Annotated in this window: 20 protein-coding genes; 13 read left to right on the forward strand and 7 right to left on the reverse strand. The window is 37.2% G+C overall.

What is annotated here, in order from left to right; translation table 11 throughout:
• Positions 1-1,557: an FAD-dependent oxidoreductase gene (locus LEPBI_RS00455; RefSeq protein WP_012476060.1), complete on the forward strand. Its 1,557-nt coding sequence runs from the start codon at positions 1-3 to the stop codon at positions 1,555-1,557.
• Here LEPBI_RS00455 and rlmD read toward each other — a convergent pair.
• Together rlmD and LEPBI_RS00465 are read right to left on the reverse strand one after the other, a co-directional pair.
• Positions 1,550-2,749: a 23S rRNA (uracil(1939)-C(5))-methyltransferase RlmD gene (gene rlmD, locus LEPBI_RS00460; protein WP_012387128.1), complete on the reverse strand. Its 1,200-nt coding sequence runs from the start codon at positions 2,747-2,749 to the stop codon at positions 1,550-1,552. The two genes, LEPBI_RS00455 and rlmD, sit on opposite strands and share 8 nt — an antisense overlap.
• Positions 2,746-3,819 (reverse strand): quinone-dependent dihydroorotate dehydrogenase, encoded by a 1,074-nt coding sequence (locus tag LEPBI_RS00465; RefSeq protein ID WP_012387129.1) that lies wholly within the window; start codon positions 3,817-3,819, stop codon positions 2,746-2,748. Before LEPBI_RS00465 ends, rlmD begins: the two co-directional genes overlap by 4 nt.
• Before the next feature lie 100 nt (positions 3,820-3,919).
• Between LEPBI_RS00465 and LEPBI_RS00470 the strand changes: the two genes are divergently transcribed.
• Positions 3,920-5,536 (forward strand): sensor histidine kinase, encoded by a 1,617-nt coding sequence (locus tag LEPBI_RS00470; protein ID WP_012476061.1) that lies wholly within the window; start codon positions 3,920-3,922, stop codon positions 5,534-5,536.
• Positions 5,533-6,462 (forward strand): response regulator, encoded by a 930-nt coding sequence (locus tag LEPBI_RS00475; protein ID WP_012387131.1) that lies wholly within the window; start codon positions 5,533-5,535, stop codon positions 6,460-6,462. Before LEPBI_RS00470 ends, LEPBI_RS00475 begins: the two co-directional genes overlap by 4 nt.
• Positions 6,463-6,464: 2 nt before the next feature.
• On the opposite strand, the gene LEPBI_RS00480 is transcribed toward LEPBI_RS00475, so the two are convergent.
• Genes LEPBI_RS00480 through LEPBI_RS00495 form a run of 4 tightly spaced genes read right to left on the reverse strand, consistent with a single transcriptional unit; the run spans position 6,465 to position 10,300 of the window.
• Positions 6,465-7,106, reverse strand: coding sequence for an HAD family hydrolase (locus tag LEPBI_RS00480; protein ID WP_012387132.1), 642 nt, complete (start codon positions 7,104-7,106; stop codon positions 6,465-6,467).
• Positions 7,096-7,809: an RluA family pseudouridine synthase gene (locus tag LEPBI_RS00485; protein ID WP_012387133.1), complete on the reverse strand. Its 714-nt coding sequence runs from the start codon at positions 7,807-7,809 to the stop codon at positions 7,096-7,098. Before LEPBI_RS00485 ends, LEPBI_RS00480 begins: the two co-directional genes overlap by 11 nt.
• Entirely contained in the window at positions 7,806-8,978 is a 1,173-nt protein-coding gene (locus tag LEPBI_RS00490; RefSeq protein ID WP_012387134.1) for an ankyrin repeat domain-containing protein, read from the reverse strand. The genes LEPBI_RS00485 and LEPBI_RS00490 overlap by 4 nt, the downstream gene beginning before the upstream one ends.
• Positions 8,972-10,300 (reverse strand): hypothetical protein, encoded by a 1,329-nt coding sequence (locus LEPBI_RS00495; protein WP_012476062.1) that lies wholly within the window; start codon positions 10,298-10,300, stop codon positions 8,972-8,974. Before LEPBI_RS00495 ends, LEPBI_RS00490 begins: the two co-directional genes overlap by 7 nt.
• 145 nt (positions 10,301-10,445) lie before the next feature.
• Here LEPBI_RS00495 and LEPBI_RS00500 point away from each other — a divergent pair, with 145 nt between their 5' ends.
• Positions 10,446-11,651 (forward strand): EAL domain-containing protein, encoded by a 1,206-nt coding sequence (locus LEPBI_RS00500; protein ID WP_012387136.1) that lies wholly within the window; start codon positions 10,446-10,448, stop codon positions 11,649-11,651.
• A gap of 20 nt (positions 11,652-11,671) precedes the next feature.
• On the opposite strand, the gene LEPBI_RS00505 is transcribed toward LEPBI_RS00500, so the two are convergent.
• Complete coding sequence (locus tag LEPBI_RS00505) at positions 11,672-12,229, reverse strand: TetR/AcrR family transcriptional regulator (RefSeq protein ID WP_226992834.1); 558 nt, start codon at positions 12,227-12,229, stop codon at positions 11,672-11,674.
• Between the two features lie 190 nt (positions 12,230-12,419).
• On the opposite strand from LEPBI_RS00505, the gene LEPBI_RS00510 reads away from it, so the two are divergent.
• Genes LEPBI_RS00510 through LEPBI_RS00550 form a run of 9 tightly spaced genes read left to right on the forward strand, consistent with a single transcriptional unit; the run spans position 12,420 to position 22,635 of the window.
• Positions 12,420-12,986 carry a hypothetical protein gene (locus tag LEPBI_RS00510; RefSeq protein ID WP_226992835.1) on the forward strand — a complete coding sequence of 189 codons (567 nt, stop codon included), beginning with the start codon at positions 12,420-12,422 and terminating at the stop codon, positions 12,984-12,986.
• Entirely contained in the window at positions 12,979-14,520 is a 1,542-nt protein-coding gene (locus LEPBI_RS00515; RefSeq protein ID WP_012387139.1) for a GMC family oxidoreductase, read from the forward strand. Before LEPBI_RS00510 ends, LEPBI_RS00515 begins: the two co-directional genes overlap by 8 nt.
• Position 14,521: 1 nt before the next feature.
• Complete coding sequence (locus tag LEPBI_RS00520) at positions 14,522-15,400, forward strand: bile acid:sodium symporter (protein ID WP_012387140.1); 879 nt, start codon at positions 14,522-14,524, stop codon at positions 15,398-15,400.
• Positions 15,401-16,528, forward strand: coding sequence for an acyl-CoA dehydrogenase family protein (locus LEPBI_RS00525; protein WP_012387141.1), 1,128 nt, complete (start codon positions 15,401-15,403; stop codon positions 16,526-16,528).
• A 1-nt stretch (position 16,529) separates the two neighbouring features.
• A complete protein-coding gene (locus LEPBI_RS00530; RefSeq protein ID WP_012387142.1) occupies positions 16,530-17,498 on the forward strand; it encodes an NAD-dependent epimerase/dehydratase family protein in 969 nt (322 codons plus the stop codon).
• A gap of 10 nt (positions 17,499-17,508) precedes the next feature.
• A complete protein-coding gene (locus LEPBI_RS00535) occupies positions 17,509-18,339 on the forward strand; it encodes an SDR family NAD(P)-dependent oxidoreductase (protein ID WP_012387143.1) in 831 nt (276 codons plus the stop codon).
• An 8-nt stretch (positions 18,340-18,347) separates the two neighbouring features.
• Positions 18,348-20,273, forward strand: coding sequence for an AMP-dependent synthetase/ligase (locus LEPBI_RS00540; protein ID WP_012387144.1), 1,926 nt, complete (start codon positions 18,348-18,350; stop codon positions 20,271-20,273).
• Between the two features lie 11 nt (positions 20,274-20,284).
• Positions 20,285-21,070 (forward strand): enoyl-CoA hydratase/isomerase family protein, encoded by a 786-nt coding sequence (locus LEPBI_RS00545; RefSeq protein WP_012387145.1) that lies wholly within the window; start codon positions 20,285-20,287, stop codon positions 21,068-21,070.
• A 2-nt stretch (positions 21,071-21,072) separates the two neighbouring features.
• Positions 21,073-22,635, forward strand: coding sequence for a methyl-accepting chemotaxis protein (locus LEPBI_RS00550; RefSeq protein ID WP_012387146.1), 1,563 nt, complete (start codon positions 21,073-21,075; stop codon positions 22,633-22,635).
• Positions 22,636-22,646 lie beyond the last annotated feature (11 nt).

The raw sequence follows: 22,646 nt of genomic DNA on the forward strand, positions 1-22,646 counted from the left end.
ATGAAAAAAACAGGTATTTATCGAGATTTCCAAACATACCATCCAGGGGAAGTGGTGAAAGTAGATGTGGTTGTGATTGGTTCTGGTTGTGGTGGGGCAACGATGGCCTACGAGTTGTCCAAAAAAGGGATAAAAGTCGCACTTCTGGAACAAGGTGGGAATTACCATACAGGTACTTTTGATAACAATGAATTGAATATGGCAGGGAAAGTATCTGCAGAAAGGAATTTTCATACAACAAGTGATGGTGGGATCAATTTGGTGTATGGAAACAATTTAGGTGGGGCGTCTGTGCATTACTGGGCGGATAGTTACCGTACACCTAACGACAGGCTTCTTTTATGGAATCGAAAGTATGGGATCGACCACCATTTGCCGGAAGACTTAGATCCGTATTGGAATGAATTGGAAACTGACTTACATGTGTCTCCCGCGACAGAAGAATACTTCAATCCGATGAACCGATTGTTTCGGAACGCATCACAACGATTAGGTTGGGAAGGACACGCCGTTCCGCAAGCCAGGAAAAATTGCCAAAAATCGGGTCATTGTATGCAAGGGTGTTTGTTTGGTGCCAAACAGTCTCAACTGATCACACACATTCCGAATGCCGTGCGCCTCGGAACAGATGTGTACACGGACCTCCGTGCCGAACAATTGGAAATTGTGGGAAACAAAGTGAAGGGTTTGAAAGCTGTGGTGATGGATAGAAGAACGCTTCGCCCCACCCAAACCAAAATTGAATTCCAATGTAAGGCGGTTTGTGTTTCAGCAGGTGGATTTGGGAGTAGCAAATTTTTATTAAAGAATGGTTTGAAAAAAAGGTATCCGGCTCTCGGTGAATTTTTGGCCATCAATCCATCTCCCATGGTACATGCGTTATATGAGGAACCCATTGTCCAATGGCGCAATATCCCAGCGGCATATGGAGTGGAAGGATTTCGTTTGGCAAAGTACCAAAATGGTTCTTACAAAGAAGGTGGGTACATGCTTATGCCAAACCAATTGCAGCCAGCGACCCTTGCCGCCTTACTCCCTAGTTTTGGTAACGACCATTTTGTTTATATGAAACAACTAGAATTTTTGGGTGGCACGATTGGTTGGATTGATGATGTGGAAGGGGAACTTGGTTCCATAGATGTGGATTTTTTTGGTAAAACAAAAGTGAATTATCCGTTTGGAAAGACCACCAAACAAATTTTTAGCGATCTTACTTACAAACAAATGAAACTCAATTTTGAAGCGGGTGCCAAAGAAGTGTTTCTTGCTGGTATGAAACTACGGAAGTTTACGAAATTACCAAAAAAAGAAGAAATTGATGCCCTCGCTTGGAGGCCAGCTGAGTTTCCCATGGCTGCCCCTCACCCTGCTGGAGGTTGTCGGATGGGTAAATCCATCGATCATTCGGTAGTGAATTCCAAACACCAAGTCCACGGGTTCCAAAATTTGTTTGTGGCCGATTCGTCTGTTTTTCCAACAGGAGTCAGTGTGGATCCAAGTTTTACCATTATGGCATTTAGTAAAAAAGCATCCGAGTTTGTTGCTGAGGTTATATGAGATTTTTATTTCGAAACACCGCGACCGTTTCTACGTGATCGGTTCTTGGAAACATATCCACAGGTTGTAAGGAATTTAAAAAATATTGTTTTGTGAGTAAAATGGAATCTTCTCGTAGGCTCATTGGATCACAAGAGACATACACAATTTTTTTGAACCCCATTGCCAAAATGGTTTCTGTCACTTCGGCCCCAAGGCCAGTCCTTGGTGGGTCGAGAACAATTGTATCGTAATTTTTTCCATAAAGAGTAGGTAACACTTCTGCCACCCTTCCTTTCCGAAATCGAACATTATGTACTTTGTTGTATTTTAATGATTCCAGAGCCGTTCTATGAGAATTTGGATTTTCCTCAATCCCAAGGACTTCTTTACTTTGTCCCGCAATCCAAAACGAAATGGTACCAATTCCCGAATAAGCATCAATGACACGGGAATCCTTCTCAATTTCATCCAATACTAAATTGTACAAACTGGGGGTTTGGATGGGGTTTACTTGTAAAAAGGTGGAAAGTCCAACACGGAATTTGTGTTTTCCAAAATGTTCGTGGATGTAGGGTCTACCCCATAACAGATGTTCTTCGCGACCAAGTGCCATGGTTGTGTGTTTGGTATTGATGTTATGAATGATACCGACGAGTTTTCCAAACTTACCTGTTTTTCCGATCCGATTTTGGATGGCAGTGTGTAACCGTTTGGATGCATCCTTTGCATGCGGAAGGTCTTCTTTAGCCGTCACAATTCCTACAATGATTTCACCTGTGGTGATGGATTTCCTTGCGACAAGATATTTCATCATACCCCGTTTTGATTTTTCATTATAGGGCAATAATCCTTCTCTTCTTGCCCATTGTTTGACGGCAAGGGCCACTTCCGTAAGACCTGGGTCTTGGATTTGGCATTCCGTTTGGTCTAGGACAAAGGAAGCTTCTTTATTGAAAAGTCCTAGGGTGAGTAAGGTTTTGTTCCCGACAATCCTTCGGCCAAAAGGAAGTTGGATTTTGTGACGGTAGTATTCGGGTGAGGGACTGGGAACAATGGTTTTAATTTCAACATGTCGATATGCTTTAAAGAGTTCTTTGATGTTTTGCTCTTTTTTGCGAAGTTCTTTCGTATAATCAATGTCGAGATAATTACATCCACCACAAGTGCCAAAGTGGGTACAGATCGAATTGCCAGTTTTTGTTGTCGTCATTTTGAATTCCCCGAGCCTACCAGTTCGCTGATCGTTTGGTATCCTCGATCTTTCACCACTTTGTCTAGGTAAGAACAAATTTGATACGGCAAAAACGGACCTTCATAGATATAACCAGTATAAATTTGAATTAAGTTAGCACCCATCTCCATCATTTGTAAGGCTTTTTCACCCGAATCGATTCCTCCGACACCGATGATCGGAATTTTTCCTTGTAAGGTTTGGTAAGCGAGAGAAACAAAACGTAAGGATTTTTGGAATAATGGTCCACCAGAAAGGCCACCTTCCTCGGGATTCAATTCACCTAAACTTTGTTTGTCGAGTGTTGTGTTTGTAAGGATGACACCACTGATTTTATACTCCAAACACACTTTCAGATTTTCGATGAGTTCTTCTTCTGTTAAATCAGGTGCAAATTTTAAATACAAGGGAATGGGAAACGAGTTTTGGAATTCCTTTTGAATGCCTTGGATGAGATCGATCAAACTTTGTTTGGTTTGTAACGATCGAAGACCAGGTGTATTCGGGGAACTGATATTGATGACTGCATAATCACCGAAAGGGACTAATTTTTTTAAAGTATAAACATAATCACCCACTGCGTCTTCCAAGGCTGTGACCTTGGATTTGCCAGCATTGATCCCACGCACACCCAACTTTTGTTGGTTCTTTAAATTGATTTCTGCTTGGTCAGCACCTGGGTTGTTGAATCCCATTCGATTGATGAGTGCTTTCACTTTGGGGTAACGAAAGAGTCTTGGTTTTTCATTCCCTGGTTGTGCTTTGGCTGTGATGGTTCCGATTTCGATAAAACCAAAACCCATATGGATCATGGTAGGGAAGAGTTCGGTCGTTTTGTCAAATCCAGCGGCAAGTCCCACAGGATTTGGGAAATGGATGCCTTGGATGGTTTGTTCCAATCGTTTGGATGAAAATTGAAAGATGGCAGAAAGTGTTTTATGGAAAAATGGGATTTTTTTGGATAAAGAAAGAAAGGTAGCGACTAAATGGTGAGCCGATTCAGGGTCTAAATGAAATAATATGGGTTTGATCAGTTGGTGGTAAAACAAGGGAAAAATCCTTACGTTGATTCTTTTTTCCCCATGATTTCTTACAATTTCTTTCCGAAAATGAGATTGTTTCCAATATTCCTAATGAGGTCAGTACTTGATGCCAACTAATTCTGCTATATCCCGTATTTGGCAAAACCCTTCTGCCTTCCCTCACGAAGAGGTACTTCGGGAATTAGAAAACTTACTCAGATCCAATCCAGATTTTTGGCTCAAAATCAACCGAGATGGAATCATCGTTGATTATAAAACCTCTCGGTTTGTGAACATTGGAGAAAAACCAGAGCATTTACTTGGCAAACACATAAATGAGGGACTTCCTCCTTATCTACGAGATATCACTTCAGAAGCCTTAGAATACTTAACTGACAAAAAAAGTTTGGTATTTTGGAAAGAGTATTCTTACGGAGTTGCACCTAATATTCGCCATGTGGAAGTTCGTTTTGTTGTTTTGTATGATGGATTTATCATGTCCAACCATCGTGACATTACAGAACGAAAACGACTAGAGAATGCGTTTTTAGAAAGTGAGTCCAGATTTTTATCCATGGCACAAAATGCTGCTGATTCCATCATCATTATCAATGACGAAGGGATCATTCAGTTTTTTAATAAAACTGCGGAGGATACATTTGGTTACAAACAAGAAGATGTGATTGGTAAAAATGTTACGATGATCATACCTCCTGAATACAAAGGAAAACACGATACCTTTTTAAAAAGGTATAAGGATACAGAAGAAAATCATATCATTGGGGTCGGTCGGGAAGTTTTCGCACAACGGATGTCAGGTGAAGTATTTCCATGTGAACTTTCAGTGGGTGAGTTCAAAACCAAAACAGGGAAAATGTTTACTGGCATTCTCCGAGATATCAGTCAAAGAAAACTCCAAGAAGAAGAACTTTACCAATATAGAAATCATTTAGAAGATCTGGTCGAAAGCCAAACCATGGACTTAAAAATGTCCAAAAATATTGCGGAAGAGGCTTCTTACATGAAATCTCTTTTTCTTGCAAATATTTCTCATGAGTTAAAAACACCCATCCATGCCATTTTGAGTTACGCTGAACTGGGTGCAGAGAAATCAGCGAGTGTTTCTCCTGAAAAAATAAAAGAATACTTTCAAATCATCGATTCTTCCGGCAAACGATTACTTTCTCTTTTAGAAAACCTACTCGATATCGCCAAACTAGAGTCAGGAAAGATGCGATATTTGTTTGAAAAGAATTGTTTAAAAGAAACAACTAAGTTTGTGATCAATGAAATGCGTGCAATTTTGGAAAAAAGAGGGATCACAGTTGTTTTACTGGATAAGGAAGAACGTTGGGAAGCGGAATTCGATTATGAGCGCATCCAACAAGTGATTCGAAATATCATCTCCAATGCATTAAAATTCATTCCAAATGATACTAATATAGAGATCAGTTTGATAAAAAGAGAATTTATTCCTAGAAAATCTCAGTCCTATGTCAAAGGGATTGGCATACAGATTCGAGATTTTGGACCAGGAATTCCAGCGGAAGACCTGGATAAAATTTTTGAAAAATTCATCCAATCCAAACAAGTGAAAGCGGGAACAAAAGGAACAGGACTCGGTTTGTCAATCTCAAGAGAAATAGTGAATGATCATAACGGCTTGTTGTATGCAGAAAATCATGAAGAAAAGGGAGCCGTATTTACCATGTTAATACCATGTTCCCGTGAAGGAATTCGATGATCAATTTACTTGCTGTTGATGATGAAATGATCAATTTGATGATCATTGATGAATCTTTGTCTGACAAGGGATTCACTGTTGTAAAGGCAAAAGACGGGGAAGAAGCCTTTCAAATTTTGAGTTCAGGAGTCATGTTATTCCATGCCATCATTTTGGATCGATTGATGCCAAAAATGGATGGAATCGAACTCTTAAAAAAAATCAAACGATCTGAAAAATACCGCGATATCCCTGTAATCTTCCAAACAGCCATGAGTTCCATCACAGATATGACGGAAGGACTCGATGCAGGCGCATTTTATTATTTAACCAAACCATATTCACGAGCTTTACTTGTTCGAATTGTCCAAACAGCAGTTGAACATTTTATCAAATTACAGAGGGCCAAAGAAGACTTACATAAAGGTATGGGAGCGCTTCGTCATATGGTCTCAGGTGAATTTCGGATTCGTTCGATTCGTGAATCACATGAACTAGCACCACTACTTGCGAATGCTTGTCCCGATCCTGAGCGTGTGTTAACTGGTATCATGGAAATTCTCAATAATGCGATTGAACACGGCAATTTAGGAATTTCTTACCAAGAAAAATCAGAACTCCATGATAATGATAAATTGATGGAAGAAATTTTCAGAAGACTTGATACTCCTGAATACAAAGACAAATTTGTAAAGGTTAGTTTTGAACGAAACGAAGAAAGAATCGAAATTCGCATCAGTGACCAAGGAAAAGGATTTGATTGGAAACGGTTTTTATCCATTGAAGCCATGACAAAAAATGCGTTCAAAACGCACGGCCGTGGAATCTTTATGGCCAAAAAATTATCATTTGATGATCTAACTTACATCGATGAAGGAAGAACTGCAATCATTCGCATCGACTTAACAAACAAAACGAGTAATTTGCTCACTGACTTCCAGGAATGATTTTATAAAGCAAACACCATAGGATCGGTAAAATCAAAAATAATTTGATTCACATGAGGTTTGAGTTCGTCCTTTGTATGCGAAGTGGCCACTCCCAAAATAGAACATCCTGCTGCTTTTCCAGATTGTAAGCCTGCAATCGAATCTTCAAACACAATACAATCTTTTGGACTTAAGTATAATTGTTTAGCGCAAAGTTCATATACCTCAGGATGTGGTTTCCCTTTTGTCACCATAGAACCATCCACAATCACATCAAAATATTCGCGGATCACTAAATGATCTAAGGTAAAATTCACATTCATAGTGGGTGCTGAGGTGCCCAAAGCAATTTTCACATTTTGCGATTTTAAATACTGGAAGTAATCTAAAATCCCATGATGAGGTTTCATTTCTTTTTTATATAAGGTTTGGTATAGGTTTTCTTTTTCAGCACCGTAGTTTTGGATCTCTCCTTCACTAATGTTACCAAAGATCATCTGAAACAAGTCCGCATTGGTTTTTCCATTGTACGTATCTCGATAGATTTGTGCATCCAAAGGAAATTTATATTTTTTTGAGAATTCCATCCAGGCTTGGAAATGGAATTTGTGATTGTCCACAACCACCCCATCCATATCAAAAATAAATCCTTTATGTTTCATTTGGGATCCTTTCATAACCTCCAACGAGGCCAGTGATGAAATTAGGAATTTTGGCGTTAAATGAGAGTGGTTTTTTCTGAAACGGATGGATCAAATCGATAGAGAAGGAATGTAATGCCATTCTTGGATACGATTTTGTTTCAGATCCATATTTGGTATCTCCGACAATGGGGTGTTTGTTTTCAGCAAAATGGACTCTGATTTGATTTTTCCTTCCTGTGATGAGATCAATTTCCAATAGGGAATACAAATTGGATTCTTTTAAAACCTTATATTTTGTTTCGGAATACTTACCTTCTTTTGGGTCATCCACTGAATACACTCGATGTGCTTTGGATTCCGTTAGATAGGATTTGATGGTTCCTTGTTTTTCTTTCCATTGTCCATGAGTGACCGCGATGTAATTTTTTTTGGTTTGATCCCAATTGTCCTGTAATGTTTGTTTTGCGATTTCTGTTTTTGCAAATACAAGTATCCCGGAAGTATCACGATCCAAACGATGTACGATAAAAATTCGATTTTTTGATCGTTCACTTCCCTTTTTTACATAGTCCATAAGGGATGCATATGCTGTTTTTGATTTTTCTGATTCAGTCGCGATGGTGAGAAGACCAGCAGGTTTGTCCACAACAAGAAGATCTCGGTCTTCGTAGATGATGGATAAACCTTTTGGTAAAAATCGAGTGTTTGTTTTTTGGTTCATTCTTTCAAAAGGAGTTTTAAAACTTTGGGATTGTTTTGCCTTTCTGCAAATTCAATCGCGGTTTTCCCCCATTTATCTTTTTTTTGCGGATTGGCGCCTGCGTCCAGTAGTAGTTGAATGAGTTCATATTTTTCATTTAAAATGGCACTATGTAGTTTCGTTGAACCATATGAATCCAATCCGTCGATATCCTTTTCGATGGTTAATAAAAGTTTTGTGGCCGACCAATTTTCATTGATGATGGCTTGTTCTAAGGCAGTGATACCTTTGGAATTTTTGAAACTGGAATCAACATTTTGTTTGGTAAGAATGGAAAGGATTTCCAATGAATCACCAATGACGCTGAGATGAAGAGCTGAATTCCCCTCACGATTTTGGTGGTTCACATTTGCCTTTGCATCCAGAAGAATTTGGAATAATTTAGGTTTATCCGAATGGTAATTACCCATATTGATCATCGCAAGCAGTGCTGTGTTTCCTTCCGATGTTTCTAATTCCAAATTGGCACCACGACGAATCAGTTCTTCGACTAAAACAAAGTTTTTACTGAATACAGCATTCATTAGGGAAGTGACGCCAAATTTGGTTTGGGCATCAATATTTGCTCCCGCATCAAGTAAAACTTTCGCGTGATCTATGAATTTAAATTCGGAAGAAGCAATGGTGAGGAGTGGAGTTTCTGAAAAAGAATCTTTGGATTCTAAATTGGCACCTTTCTCCAAGAACAACTGAAACAATGTGGGATCAAACTTTCTAACCTTTGTCATAAAAAAATGGAAATGGGTACGTTTATAGCTACTTTCACCTAACGCATAATTTGGATCTACACCTTGTTCCAATAGTAACCGAATGATTTCAGTTTTACTAAAACTGATGGCAGTGGCGAGAGGGGTATTTCCATCCTTCATTGGAACATTAAGATCTGCACCCTTTGTGATTAAAAATTTGGCGAGATCAACATTTCCCAGTTCCGCAGCATAATGGAGTAAGGTATAACCATCTTCATTCCTTTTTGTGTTTACATTGAATCCTTTATTCACTTTCTCTTTGATGGTTTTTGGATCTCTCATCACAGAAAGATTGAGATCGTTCGCATCCATTGTGTTCAGCGATAAGAATATGATTAGGACACTGATGAAAGTTTGGAAACGAATTGATGGGATTACCATGGAGTTGTCCCTCCTTGCGGACGTAGAATGACGATTTGATTGCCAGTGGAAAGTGCTAGGACTTCTTTTTGTTTGGGATGGACACTAAATAGATGGGGATGAATGTAATTGTCATCATCATTGGAAGCAAATAATAGTTCTCCTTTTTGTGTATCCACGATGTAAAATTTACCTGACGAATAGAGACCACCAATGATTAAAATTTGGTTGGATGGGGCATAAATTTCTCCTGCATCAAAAAATGTTGATCGAAACATTTCCTTTTTCGTCGCTAAATTGAATCCATAAAATTGTATGAATCCAGTTTCCACTCCTGCAGAACAATAGAGATAGTTTCCATCCGGTGTGATGGCAACCGATCGTATTGTTTGTCTATCTTTTGTTTCCAAATCTTCCGAATCACTTCGTGGAATGTATACGATGGGGCCTGCTGGTTTTTCTTCTACGATTTCCATACTCATGTTTTGATTCATGATTGATGGAGTGATTTCATGGATTCTGCCATGAGCATTTCCATAAATAATCGAATTACGTTTATTTACATATTGGTAAGGAAATTGGAGGTGAGCGATTTCAAATCCTGCAGGTTGGGTCCAATCGGCACTATTTGGATCCGCTGTTAATTGAAAGTCGTTTAATTTTTCTCCAGATATAGAATCATAGATGATGAGCCTACGGTCATAAAAATGGGGTCCTTCCATATTATGTTTGTAGGAAACTAATATCTTTTTTCCATTTTCAATGAATTTGGCATTGTCAATGGTGAGGATCCAGTTCGGTGAAAGTCCTGCTTCTTCTCTGTTTGTTTTACTCTCATCACCTGGGTATCGATAGTCGATGTCTGCTGTTATGGAATAAAAAAGAGAATTTTCGGCTGTGAAAGATTTGGTGATACTCCCGTTCGTTGAGGAACGCATCACTAAGTATCGTTCAGAAGATTGTGAGTTCGGATCGGTTTGACCAAAACTTAAAAAAGTTTTTCCATCAGGTGAAACATCGAAGATCTTTGGGCCATCAAATTCCTTTTGGTAATGCATCTTTGCTTCGGTTTTCCAAATCATACTCCCATCTAACAAACTAATTCGATAGATATAAAAATCAGTTGTCCCGATGAGAGCAGACCTTCCATCCGTGTGGTATTGGATGCTAAAAATATTTTGTCCATCTATGGAGGGAGAGATTCGGTTTTGGATTTGCCATGCAAGATTTGGATTTTTGACTTCGGAGTTTTGTGTAGAGAAGTTTGGAAATTTTGCACCCGATTGCGGATTTGCAGGAAGGATTGGTAACAAAAGGAAAAGTAGCAGGTAGGTGTATCGCATGCGCGAGAGTCTAAGGATGGGGATCACTTGGTCAAGACTTCCACAAAAAGGGAAAATTCACCTGAAATGGATTCCATCCTAGATGAAAAATGTATAATTTATTGAATTTATATCTGTTAAAACAGACACAGGAAAAGAAGTTAACATGGTAATGGCCCTGGAATCGAATAAGCGAAAAGAATATGTCCCATTATTGCAACCCATCTTCTCCGTTGAAGAACAAACAGTGGTTGCCTATGAGTCTCTCGGCCGAGTGAGAGACGCCAATGGAACACTGGGAAACGTTCCCGAATTTTCAGATCCCCATGTGACTCCACTCCGAATGTCAGTCATTGATCGAGAGTTACTTGGTCTTTCCTTACAAAAAATAAAAAACTCGAATGACCAACTCTTTGTCAATATGTCACCGGATCAGGTGATTTTAGAATATGAGGAGAGCAAAGGGAACCTACTTCCCATCGCAGAAATTGTCAAACATTACGGTGTCCCCATAGAACGGATTGTCGTTGAGATTACAGAAAAATCAGGTAGTTTTGGCACTGATGTTCTAGCTGCAGGTGTTGAATTACTCAGAGAACAAGGATTTGGTATCGCATTGGATGATGTTGGATCAGAATCTTCCAACTTAGAGAGGTTAGGTGCGATAAAACCAGATATCATTAAAATTGATTTAAATATATTAAAGAAGTCCATTGAAAAAAGGGAATACCAATCCATCCTCGAATATTTAAAACAAATTTCATTGAGTATCGGGTCACAGCTTTTATTTGAAGGAATTGAGTCTGAAGGTGAGTTGTACCAAGCGGTGAGTTCTGGTGCTAGTTTATTACAAGGTTATTTTTTAGGAAGACCAGTTGAGTTTAGTGAAGAGAAACAAAATATTTGTGATGTTGTTGTGCCTCATTTGCAAATTTATCATGAAAATAAACGAAAGGAAGTCGCAAAGGAAATCGAATTTGAAAAAATGATTAAGACGAAATTAATGTCATTACCATTAAAAACAATCAAACTTGATAACCGCGTGATCATTGACCCACAAAGTTTTTTTAAATTAGATCCTTTGATTCAAAGAGTTTATGTAACAGATTGGCAAGGTACCCAAGTATCACCTTATTATGAAAGAACGAACAACTCAGGATTCGCAGAAAATATGGCATTTTTGCAAAAAAACTGGTCGTATATGCCTTTCTTTTACAAACACGTGAAACAAGTGTTCCGCGATTCAGAGAATTGGCAAGTGAGTGATCCCTATTGGGACAAATCTTTGAAAAAGAAAGTCATTGTATTTTCTCGAGTGAACGAATTGGGATATTCATTTTTTGTAGATTTAGTTTTAGATGAAACAAAATAAAAAAAATCAATTTGGAAAACTTAATTTGGAAGTTTGATCGCATTCCAAAGTAAATCTTCTGATTCTTTCAAAAATTGATCATCCAATTTGATTTTGCCGTTCCTTGAACCTTTCACGAGTCCAACAAAAGCACCCCAAACAATCGCAATCAATGCATCTGGTGGAAACTTAATCAATATATCTCGATTATCATGTGCAAATCGTGTTAAGAATTTTAGTAGTAATGCTCGTTTTGCGAGACTTTTTTTATCTAAATAAGGAAGGTTGTATTGCATCTCCAAAAAATCGAAGGCGATTGGATTTTCCCTTTGGAATTCAGCCATTGATAACCAAATCCGATGGAATTGTTCCTTAGGTTCAACATTCTCTGGGAAGTTGTCCTTGATTTTATTGTAAAGACTCTCTTGCCATTTTTGAAAGAGTGAATTCACAAGTTCTTCTTTACTCGCAAAGTAACGATAGATGGTACCTGCAGCGACATTGGCACGTTCTGCAATCAAAGGAACTGCTGTTCCATCAAAACCTTTCGCCGTAAATAATTCTAACGCTGCCGTTAAGATTTCTTCGCTTTTATTCAATTTTGAAGCCTTTTCGACCAATGGGGATTCCTATCCAAATCCCTTTTGATAAGGGACGTTCATTTTTGGATAGGGGTCATAGATACCCCCAATCCAATTCTTTTCATTCTTTTTTTAAAAAAGTACTTGTAAAGTAAAAAAAGGAATGAATATTCATTCATTAATTTGTGAGTGGAAATACGGACTAAGAATGGCAATTTTGGATCAAAAGTTTATTTCAAGGCGAACTGTTGTCAAAACTTCATTGTTTGGGGCTGCCTTTTTGTACTTATCTACGAGCGGTTGTAAAACCGGTGGGACTGTCTCTTTATCCAACCGTGGCTTAGGATGTTCCTTTTTGGACCCAAAAGCCGAGGATTACTTTTTTTACTTATGTGAATCCTTGTTATTCACCTTTCTTCCGAAAGACCAAAAGGAAAAGGAGAAAGTTTTGGGCGAAGTTGTTCTCGGAATTGATTCCTATTTATCTGCTTTACCATCTCATACCCAGGCTGAAATCACCGAAGCAATCCAGTTTTTAAATTTAGGTATTGTTAGGTGGTATGTGTTTGGTTCAAGTTCGAATTGGGAAGATTCCAATCGCGAAAGTGTAATCAAATCTTTAAATCAATGGAAGATGTCATCGATCAGTCTACTTCGATCCATTTTCTTTTTATTACAATCGATGGTAACGATTGGATTTTTTGAAAACAGTTACTCATGGAAACATGTTGGTTACCCAGGGCCAAAACACGCATTAGGATTAAGACATGGATAAACTGATCGATGTATCATATTTAAAGAAAGATTTAGATTTAGAAGCGGACTTTGTGATTGTTGGGTCAGGTGCTGGTGGAGGAACCAGTGCTGAGATTTTAGCGAAAGCAGGTTACTCTGTCATCATTGTAGAGGAAGGAAATTATGAACGAAGTAAGGACTTTGATTTAAAAGAACTTTCCACATTCAATCGATTGTATTTTGAAGGTGCCACTCGGCCAACCAAAGATAAAGGGTTTACGGTTGTCCAAGGTAGAACCGTTGGAGGATCGACAGTTGTAAACTGGACAACTTGTATCAAAACTCCGAAGGAAACGTTACAATATTGGGAAAAGGATCTTGGCATTAATGGTTTTTCCGAGGAAGAAATGGAGACTTGGTTTGATGTCGCATCAAAACGATTTTCTATCCAACCATGGGAAGCACATAACCAAAACAATAATCTACTCAGTGTTGGTGCTAAAAAACTTGGTTGGAGGTATAGTTCCATACCTCGGAACGTAAAAAACTGCAATATGTTAGGTTATTGCGGATTGGGTTGCCCCATCGATGCAAAACAAAGCCAACTTGTCACAACGATTCCTTCTGCTTTGAAGGAAAAAACAAGCTTACTATATAATACAAAAGCTCTCCGTTATGTATGGAAAGACAACAAAATAGATCATTTGTACTGTTTGCCAAGTACCAAAGGCACTGATACTCAGCCCAAAATTCGTTTGTTTGCTAAACATTTTATCACAAGTGCGGGTGCGATTAACTCACCTGCCCTTTTATTACGATCTCAATTACCTGATCCTTATCAGCTCATTGGAAAACGAACTTTTGTTCAATTGCATAACTATTCGGTAGCAGAAATGCCAACTCCAGTTTATGGCTTTTTTGGTGCTCCTCAATCTGTTGCATCTGATGAATTCCTTTGGAAAGAAGGAGTCACAGGAAAAGCAGGATATAATATCGAAGCCGTAGGTGCACAACCGATTGTATTGATGAATTTAAGAAAATTGGTAGGCGAAGAATTTGAACAATATGTGAAGAGTTATCCCAACTTACATGTATTAGTTTCTCAGATTCGTGATGGATTTAGCGAAGAAAGTATTGGAGGAACTGTTCGATTGAATGAAGAAGGATATCCAATTTTAGATTATCCTTTAAACGATTTTATAGTAGATGGTATCCGAAGATCATATTTATCCATGGCAGAGTGCCAATTTGCAGCAGGTGCAAAGACAGTTGTTCCTGCCAACAATGCAGTGAATCCATTCTCTAGCTGGTCAGAAGCAAAAAAAGGAATCGAAAAAATGGTGATCCAATCACCAAATACAGTTGTCAACTCTACACATCCGTTAGGTGGAAATGCAATGGGTAATTCTCAGGAAACATCTGTTGTGGATCCAAATGGAAAGTTTCATCATCTGACTAACTTATCAGTGATTGATGGTTCCATTTTTCCAACAAGTTTAGGTGTAAATCCAAGTTTTACAATCTATGCCATAGCATCAAAATTAGCCACAAAATTGGCCAAGGAATTCAAATAAGATGTTAACGCGTACAGAAGAGATCTTATTTGCTGCGATGGTATTTTTTTTAATGGTGGCGATGGGAAGTACACTTACCATTGAGAATTTTAAAAAGGCAGTGCATTCTAAAAAACCTCTGATTGTTGGAGTCATATCTCAATTTGGTTTTATGCCACTCATAGCTTTTGGATTAGCAAAAAGTTTAGATTTATCACCTTTGTTTTCTATTGGACTCATTTTAGTTGGTTGTACACCAGGTGGGACAACTTCCAATTTGCTCACCTATTATGCGAAAGGTGATGTTGCTTTGAGTATCAGTATGACAATCACATCTACAATACTTGCAACCGTGATGATGCCATTTTTGTTTTGGTTGTATTGCTCTGGTTTTGCAGAAAATGACATTCAAATTCCATATAAAAGTATTGTCGGATCAATTTTCATATTAATCATTCCTGTTTTGATCGGGATTCAGATCAGATCGTATAATACAAGAATGGCGCTAAAAATTGAAAAAATAGGCAGTTATCTAGGAATATTAATGATTCTCTTTTTGTTAGGTGTTATGGTTCCCAAGAACTTAGATATCCTACAAATCACAACTTGGCAAATGTATTTGGCTGCGATCCTCATAACGGTGCTCGGGTACAGTTTTGGATATATTTTTAGCAGAATCTTAAATTTATCTGAAAAACAAGCACGTACTGTATCCTTAGAGACGGGGATTCAAAATGGACCATTGACGATAGCGGTCATTCTACTTAGTTTTTCCAATTCAATCAGTAATGAAATTCTTTGGATGCCACTTTTATATGCATTGTTTGTGCCCATTACCTCTTCAATCGCTACTTACTATTTTTATTTAAAATCAAAACAAGAATCAAAAGGACAAGTTTGAATGAATTTCTATTTTTCAGAAGAACAAAACAAATTAAGGGATGCCGTTGCTGCATATTCTAAAATCGCAGGAAGTGACCCGCAAAGAGACATCGAAGAAAGAGATAGTGAGTTTTCTTGGGATGTTTTACGCGCGCTAGGTGACAAAGGTTGGACTGGTGTAATCGTACCAGAAGAGTATGGTGGTATGGGTAAAGGTGCAATGGAATACACTATCATCATGGAAGAGACTGCCAAAGAATTAATTTATGGGCCACAAAATTTAATCCAAGCACAACAAGGACTTCTAGCTGTTGGAACAGAAGAACAAAAAAGGAAATGGTTACCGGAACTTGCCAAAGGAAAAATGATGGCGGCCCAAGCAATTTCAGAGCCAGATGCTGGATCATCATTCCAAAACATTCAAACGACTGCAGTGAAAGATGAGAACGAATGGGTCTTAAATGGTCTTAAAGTACACATCAACTTGGGAAAAGAAGCTCAATTGATGATGGTATTGGCAAAAACCGATAAGGGATTAACGGAATTTTTAGTCGATCGAGATTCAAAAGGGATTCGTTATGAAAAACAAGATCCGATTGGCTTACGATCTGCACCTATGTATGATGTTCACTTTGAAGATTGTCGAATCCCACTCGATAGTGTTTTGGGTAGAGAAGGTAGGGGGATCGAAACCTTTATGTCTATTTTTAAATTGAGTCGATTGGGAGTTGCATCGCAATTGATTGGAATTGCTAGAGGGTGTTTGGATCATGCTGTCTCGTTTACAAAGTCAAGAAAAGTCGGCGAAAACCGCGTTTCAGATTTTCAGGGGATACAATGGATCATTGCAAAGTTAACATCTGAATTAGAAGCAGCAAAATTAGCAAGAAACCAAGCCGCATGGTTGCATGATCAAAAGGTAAATCATAACTTAGAAACATCGATTGCAAAATATCTTGCTGGTGTGGTTGCAGATGAAGTTGTGAACAAAGCTTTTACTTTGACTGGATCCCATGCTTGTTATCGAAACAAGCCATATGATAGATATGTGCGTGAAGTAAAATCGTTATTAGCTGGCGGTGGAAGTTCGGAAGTGATGTTAAATAATGTCGCTAGAGAAATCCTTCGGCCTTCCTACCAATATTAAAATGAAATATACTGGAATCACTTTGATCACTGGAGCCAATGGATTCATTGGATTTGAACTTTTGAAAGAGCTCTCAAAAGATTCAAATCTAAAGATTCGTGTCACAGATATTCGAGATGATAAAATCAATTTATTAAAGAAACCTAATATTGAATTGATTAAGTCGGATATTCGAAATCAAAAAGAACTTAGCACCTTATTAAATGGTGTTGATCGTATTTTTCATGTTGCAGGAATTTGTAATCTGAGTACAGACTTCGATCGTCTAAAGCCGATCAATGTTGATGCTGTTGATAAGTTAACCAATATTGCAGTTCAAAATAGTGTAAAAGCATACGTTCATTTTAGTTCCTCAAGTGTTTATGGAACTTATAACGGAAATCCATTTAAAGAAACGGATGTTTGTAACCCGAAAGATTCGTACGCTAAAAGTAAATATGCAGGCGAACAGATTGTAACAGAAAGAATCAAAAATGGTTTAAAGGCAATCATCCTTCGCCCGTGCACTGTCTACGGTCCAGGTTGTAATGATGGTGCTGGAAAGGTATTTTCGAGACCAGGGCAGATCGCCGGAATTCCTGGTGATGGAAAAAAGAAATTGGCAAATGTTCGAGTAGAAGATGTAGCAAGGGCTGCCATTTATTTATCTGAGAAGGAAAACACTTTTGGTCAAATCTACAATATAGCAGATGATGACCATCCGAGTTTAGAAGAAGCACTGGAATTGGCTTCCAAAACATTTGGATCAAAGATCAACAAAATTCACATTCCATTGTTGTTATTGAAAATCATATCAAAACTAGAATCTCCAATTGCAAAACTGCAAGGTAGAATTCCCGATCTCGAATATGAAGCAATCAAATATCTATATGATGATTATTATATGGATAATGAGAAACTAAAATCAACTGGTTACAAGTTACTGTATCCAAATTTTGTTTCTTCAATGGAATCAATGAAATTAATTTAAAGAGGATAAAATGAGTAAGGTAATTGTAATTAGCGGAATTGCCCAAGGTATGGGTCGGGAAGTGTCATTGATGTTGGCATCACAAGGATATACTATTTGTGGATTTGATATTGAGAAAAAATATTTAGATAGTTTAGCAGATGAGTTAAATCAATTGAAGGCTAAGTTTCATCTCGAAACTTTAAGTGTTACTGATTCTGACAAAATTTTAAAATTTAAAGACACAGTATTAAAAAAGTTTGGATCAGTGGATACAGTTGTTTCTAATGTTGGGATTGGTTTTTTTGGCCCGTTTGAAGAAGTCAATTTAGTAAAAGCATTACAGTGTTTCGATATCAATGTTATTGGATGTGCAAGACTTTTACAGGCATTCATCCCTTCGATGCGTGAGAGAAAAAGTGGAAAGATAGTTGTGATGTCATCACTTGTCGGCCAAGTTCCATTTCCTTTCGAATCAATTTATTCGGCGACTAAGTTTGCCATCGAAGGTATGGTTTCATCATTTCGATATGAAGTGAAACCATTTGGAATTCAAGTCGCGATGATCCAACCGGCACAGGTATCCACAAATTTTGCTGCCAAAGCGCAACAGTTACCTGATAAAAATTCACCTTACTATGATCGATGTGTTCGATTTATTAACCGTGATAATGAATTAATTAAAAAGGCAACGAATCCAAAACAAGCTGCAGAAAAAATCGTGAAAGTGATACAGTCAAAGAATCCAAACTTATTCAATCAGGTAGATTTCATGAGTAGTTTCTTTTTGGGTTTGAATCGTTTTTTGCCTCAAAAATTAAAAGATAAAATTCTACTCGATCACATGAATATCAATGTATAGGAAGAAGAATGAAAGTTCCGAGTCTCAGTAAATTGACAATATTTCACTTGCTCCAAGAAGGAAGACGTCTTTACGGCGATCTTCCTGTGCAAAGTTTTAAAGATCATAAAAAAGAGTACCAAAACATTTCTTACGAAGAATTTGTTTCTAATGTTACTATCATTTCTAAGGCACTGATCCACTTAAATACAAATGCTGGTGATAGAATTGGAATCATAGCAGATGTAGGTCACCAATGGTTACAGGTTAGCATGGCAATCACTAGCATCGGGTGTGTTGATGTACCAAGAGGAACAGACGCTACACAAGATGACATAGGGTATATTCTAAATCATGCGAATTGTAAAATTGTTTTTATAGAGAATGAAAAGGCACTTAATAAATTTCTCCCTGAATTAAGAAAATTAAATCTACAAATCATTATTCTTTTTGGTGAATCGAAACCTGATTCGATGGAGATTCAGTGTCCTATTATAAATTTCACTGATTTAAAAATTTATTCGCAGGAAATAGAAGATAAAACCTATCAAGAAATTGGTGAAGAAATTCAAGAAGAAGATTTAGCAACGATTATTTATACTTCTGGAACCACAGGTAAACCAAAAGGTGTGATGTTAACACATGGAAGTATCCTTTTTGAGATCCAAGCCTTAGTTTCTGAGTTTAGAAAAACGGGCGTTAAAGTAGGTGAAGGTGATGTGACATTAGGTTTTTTGCCACCTTGGCATAGTGGTGAGAGAATTTTTGAAACCATTTGTTTTTATTCGGGGATAAAAATTGCTTTTACGAGTGTGCCAGAACTAGGGAAAGATTTGGCAAAGGCAAAACCTACGATTCTTTTTACTGTTCCTAGAGTTTGGGAAAGTTTTTATGATAAAATTAAAGATACCATTCAAAAAAGTCATTGGATCAAAAAATATTTTTTAAAGTTATTAGTCTGGAATTCAGTTCAATTTTCTATCACATATGATAAAGCATTTGATCGTATTCCAAGATTAATTACTCCAAAAACTTTTTCATTATACATACTTCAAATTTTCAATTGCATCAAATTGATGATTTATCTCCCATTATTACCCATCTCAAAATTTGTTTTATCAAAAATACTTTCTGTGTTAGGTGGGAGGCTACGGTATGCATTTGCTGGTGCAGGTGCCTTACAAGCAGAAGTGGATCGATTTATGTATGCGATTGGAATGCCAATCTTAGAAGTATATGGTATGACAGAAAATTCTGGTGTATCCACCATTCGTCACTACAATGATTTTTCTGTTGGAAATGTGGGAAAACCAATCCAAGGTGTTACGATCAAATTAATTGATGAATTTGGTAAAGAGATTAGAAAACCAGGAATCAAAGGTGTCGCTCTTCACCATGGTCGGCACAATATGAAAGGGTATTACTTAGAAGAAGAAAAAACGAAAGCAGTTTTAACGGATGATCGTTGGTTAAATTCTGGTGATCTATTGGTTTGGACTACACAAGGAAATTTGAAATTTGCAGGTAGAGCGAAAGATACCATTGTTTTATCGGGTGGTGAAAATGTGGAACCGGAACCAATTGAGATTTGCCTCAAACAGAGTGATTACATTGACCAAGCGGTTGTTGTCGGCCAAGATAAAAAAACTCTTTCAGCATTGATTATACTCAACTTAGAAAAAGTTGAAACTTATCTAAAAGAACAATCAATCAATATGAATTTAAAAAATTCTATTTATCAAGAAGTGGAGATCATTCAAAAATTAATCAGAAACGAAGTGAAACATTTTGTTTCGGATAAAAATGGATTTAAATCCTTTGAACGTATTTCAAATGTTTATATCTTACAAAATCCTTTTGTTGTCCATGACGAACTGACACAAACACAAAAAGTGAAACGAAACCGGGTGCAAGAAAAGTATCAGAAAGAAATAGAATCAATGTATCGGAAATAAAAGGATTTTAAATGAAAACCTATCATTCATGGAAATTGGATATCGAAGATCGTATTGCAACTTTGACTCTTCACACAAATGATTTGAATGTGATGGATATGCCATCTCTATTTGAATTAAAAGAAATCAGTAATGAATTGATTTCGAATGATGATGTTTGGGTGGTCATCTTACAAGGAAATGGTAAACATTTCTCTTCTGGTGTTAATTTTGATATTTTAAAGAAAATCAATGAGATTTCAAAAGATGAATTTAAGAACAACATGCGCGAAATGCAAAGTTGTTTTACATCATTCGAAACAATATCGAAACCAACGATTGCAAAGATCCAAGGCTTTTGTATGGGTGGTGGTTTTATGTTATCACAATGTTGTGATTTTAGAATTGCCAGCGAAAAAACTATTTTTTCAATTCCTCTCGTAAAACTAGGATTAACCGTATTGATGGGAACCAATCGGATCACACGGAATGCAGGGATTGGACCAACTAATGAACTAGTGATGTTAGGTGAAAAATTCAATCCTGAAAAAGCCTTACAATACAATTTGATCACAAAAATTGTATCCCCAGAAAATTTTGATGATGCTACAAAACAATTTGCAAAGAAATTTTTACAACTTCCTCCCAAAACAATTTCCATCACAAAGGAAATCATTAGACGTGGAGATAAGGTATCACTGGAAGAAAGTTTGGAATTAGAAATTGAATTACAATCAAGTTTGTTAGGTTCATCAGATTTGTTAGAAGCAATGGAGAGTTTTGTAAGTCAAAGAAAACCAAAGTTTACCGGTAATTAATCATGAGCATTGAAGAACTTTGGCAAAATGGAAAAGAAACTGTAAATCGAATTAGACTTGTGCTTTTCTTTATCTTTTTTGCCGCGTTATTCGGTACAAAGGATAGTATGCCAGAGGCGATGTTTTATATCCATCTTTCTGGAACGATCATTATGGGAATTTATGCTGTTATTTGCCAACTTTGGTTGCACTACGGAAAACCACCAGAATGGTTTCATAAACTACTCATTGTTATGGATATAGGAATCCACTTAATCAATACATCAATTGATTGTAGCATGGGCCCAATAGAAGCTAAGTCTGCCATCAATAATACAGCGGTATTACTCGTAGTTTATTTTTACTTAATTTACTCAGGATTTTTAGGAAATCCAAAATTTGTTTTATTCAATGGAGTGCTTGCGGGGACAGGTGTGATCATTTCTTATTTTGTATCGGTACATTTTGGAGGACTCGTTCCTACTGAAGATCCGAATCTTTATATTCAAACGGGTTATATTGGAACATCCGCCGAAATCATCAAAGGTGTATTTATCATTGTGAGTGGGGTATTGTTATCCAGACTCATTGCACTACTCATTCGCATAAGTGACAAAGGCATTGAAAAGGCAAAAGAATCTGAAAATTTATTGATTCAAAGTTTAAAACAAAAAAAAATAATCCAAGATGCAGCTAAAAATTTAGAATCTTCCATAAAAAATTTTGCAAATTATATTTCACACACATCTGAAAGATTAGAGTCACAAGCAGCTTCTTTAGAACAAGTCACTGCGATCAATACAGAATTGTTCTCGTCATTTGAATCGAATGCTTACATCATCAATGATCAAAATGTAAAAATTACTGATTTGTTTTCTGGATCAAATCATTTGAATCAAATGGTGGCAACGATTAGTGAAATTAACCAAGAGTTAATTTCAATTGCCAACGAAAATAAAAAAGACACAACAGAGATTGCAGCTGTTTCGAAGAAAACCAGTGAATATTTGGCTTCTATCAAATCTTCTTTTGATAAAGTAGACGAAATCAATCAAATTGTTGCAGAAATTGGAGAAAAAACCAACTTACTGGCATTAAATGCTTCTATTGAAGCCGCTCGGGCAGGGGATGTGGGAAGAGGTTTTGCCGTTGTTGCGAGTGAAGTGAGCAAATTAGCAGATTTTACTGCTAAAAATGCAAAGATAATATCTGAAGTTGTGAATCATTCTAGAAAATTCATTTATGATGCGGCAGAAGTTTCCATTCAAACTGGGAATTTGACTTCCAATCAGATTCATAAACTGGAAATCACCACAGAGAAAGTAAGTTATATGCACCAGTTGTTTGAGAAACAAAAGAGTATTATTTTTGATACTATCAACCAGTTAACAGAAATTAATGATCTTTCCTCTCAAATTTCCTTTAGTACAAAAGAACAAATTTCTGGCCAAACAGAAGTCAATAAAGGAATCATCGCATTAGAGAACGAAGTGAACCAAATTTCAAATGCTTCTAGAGATTTGGAGCAACATGTGGAAGAGATCCGTAACCAATCGCAAGAATTATTGACGTTAAGCGAATCATAATCAATTTATAG

It is taken from the genome of Leptospira biflexa serovar Patoc strain 'Patoc 1 (Paris)', assembly GCF_000017685.1.
Classification (GTDB): Bacteria; Spirochaetota; Leptospiria; order Leptospirales; family Leptospiraceae; genus Leptospira_A; species Leptospira_A biflexa.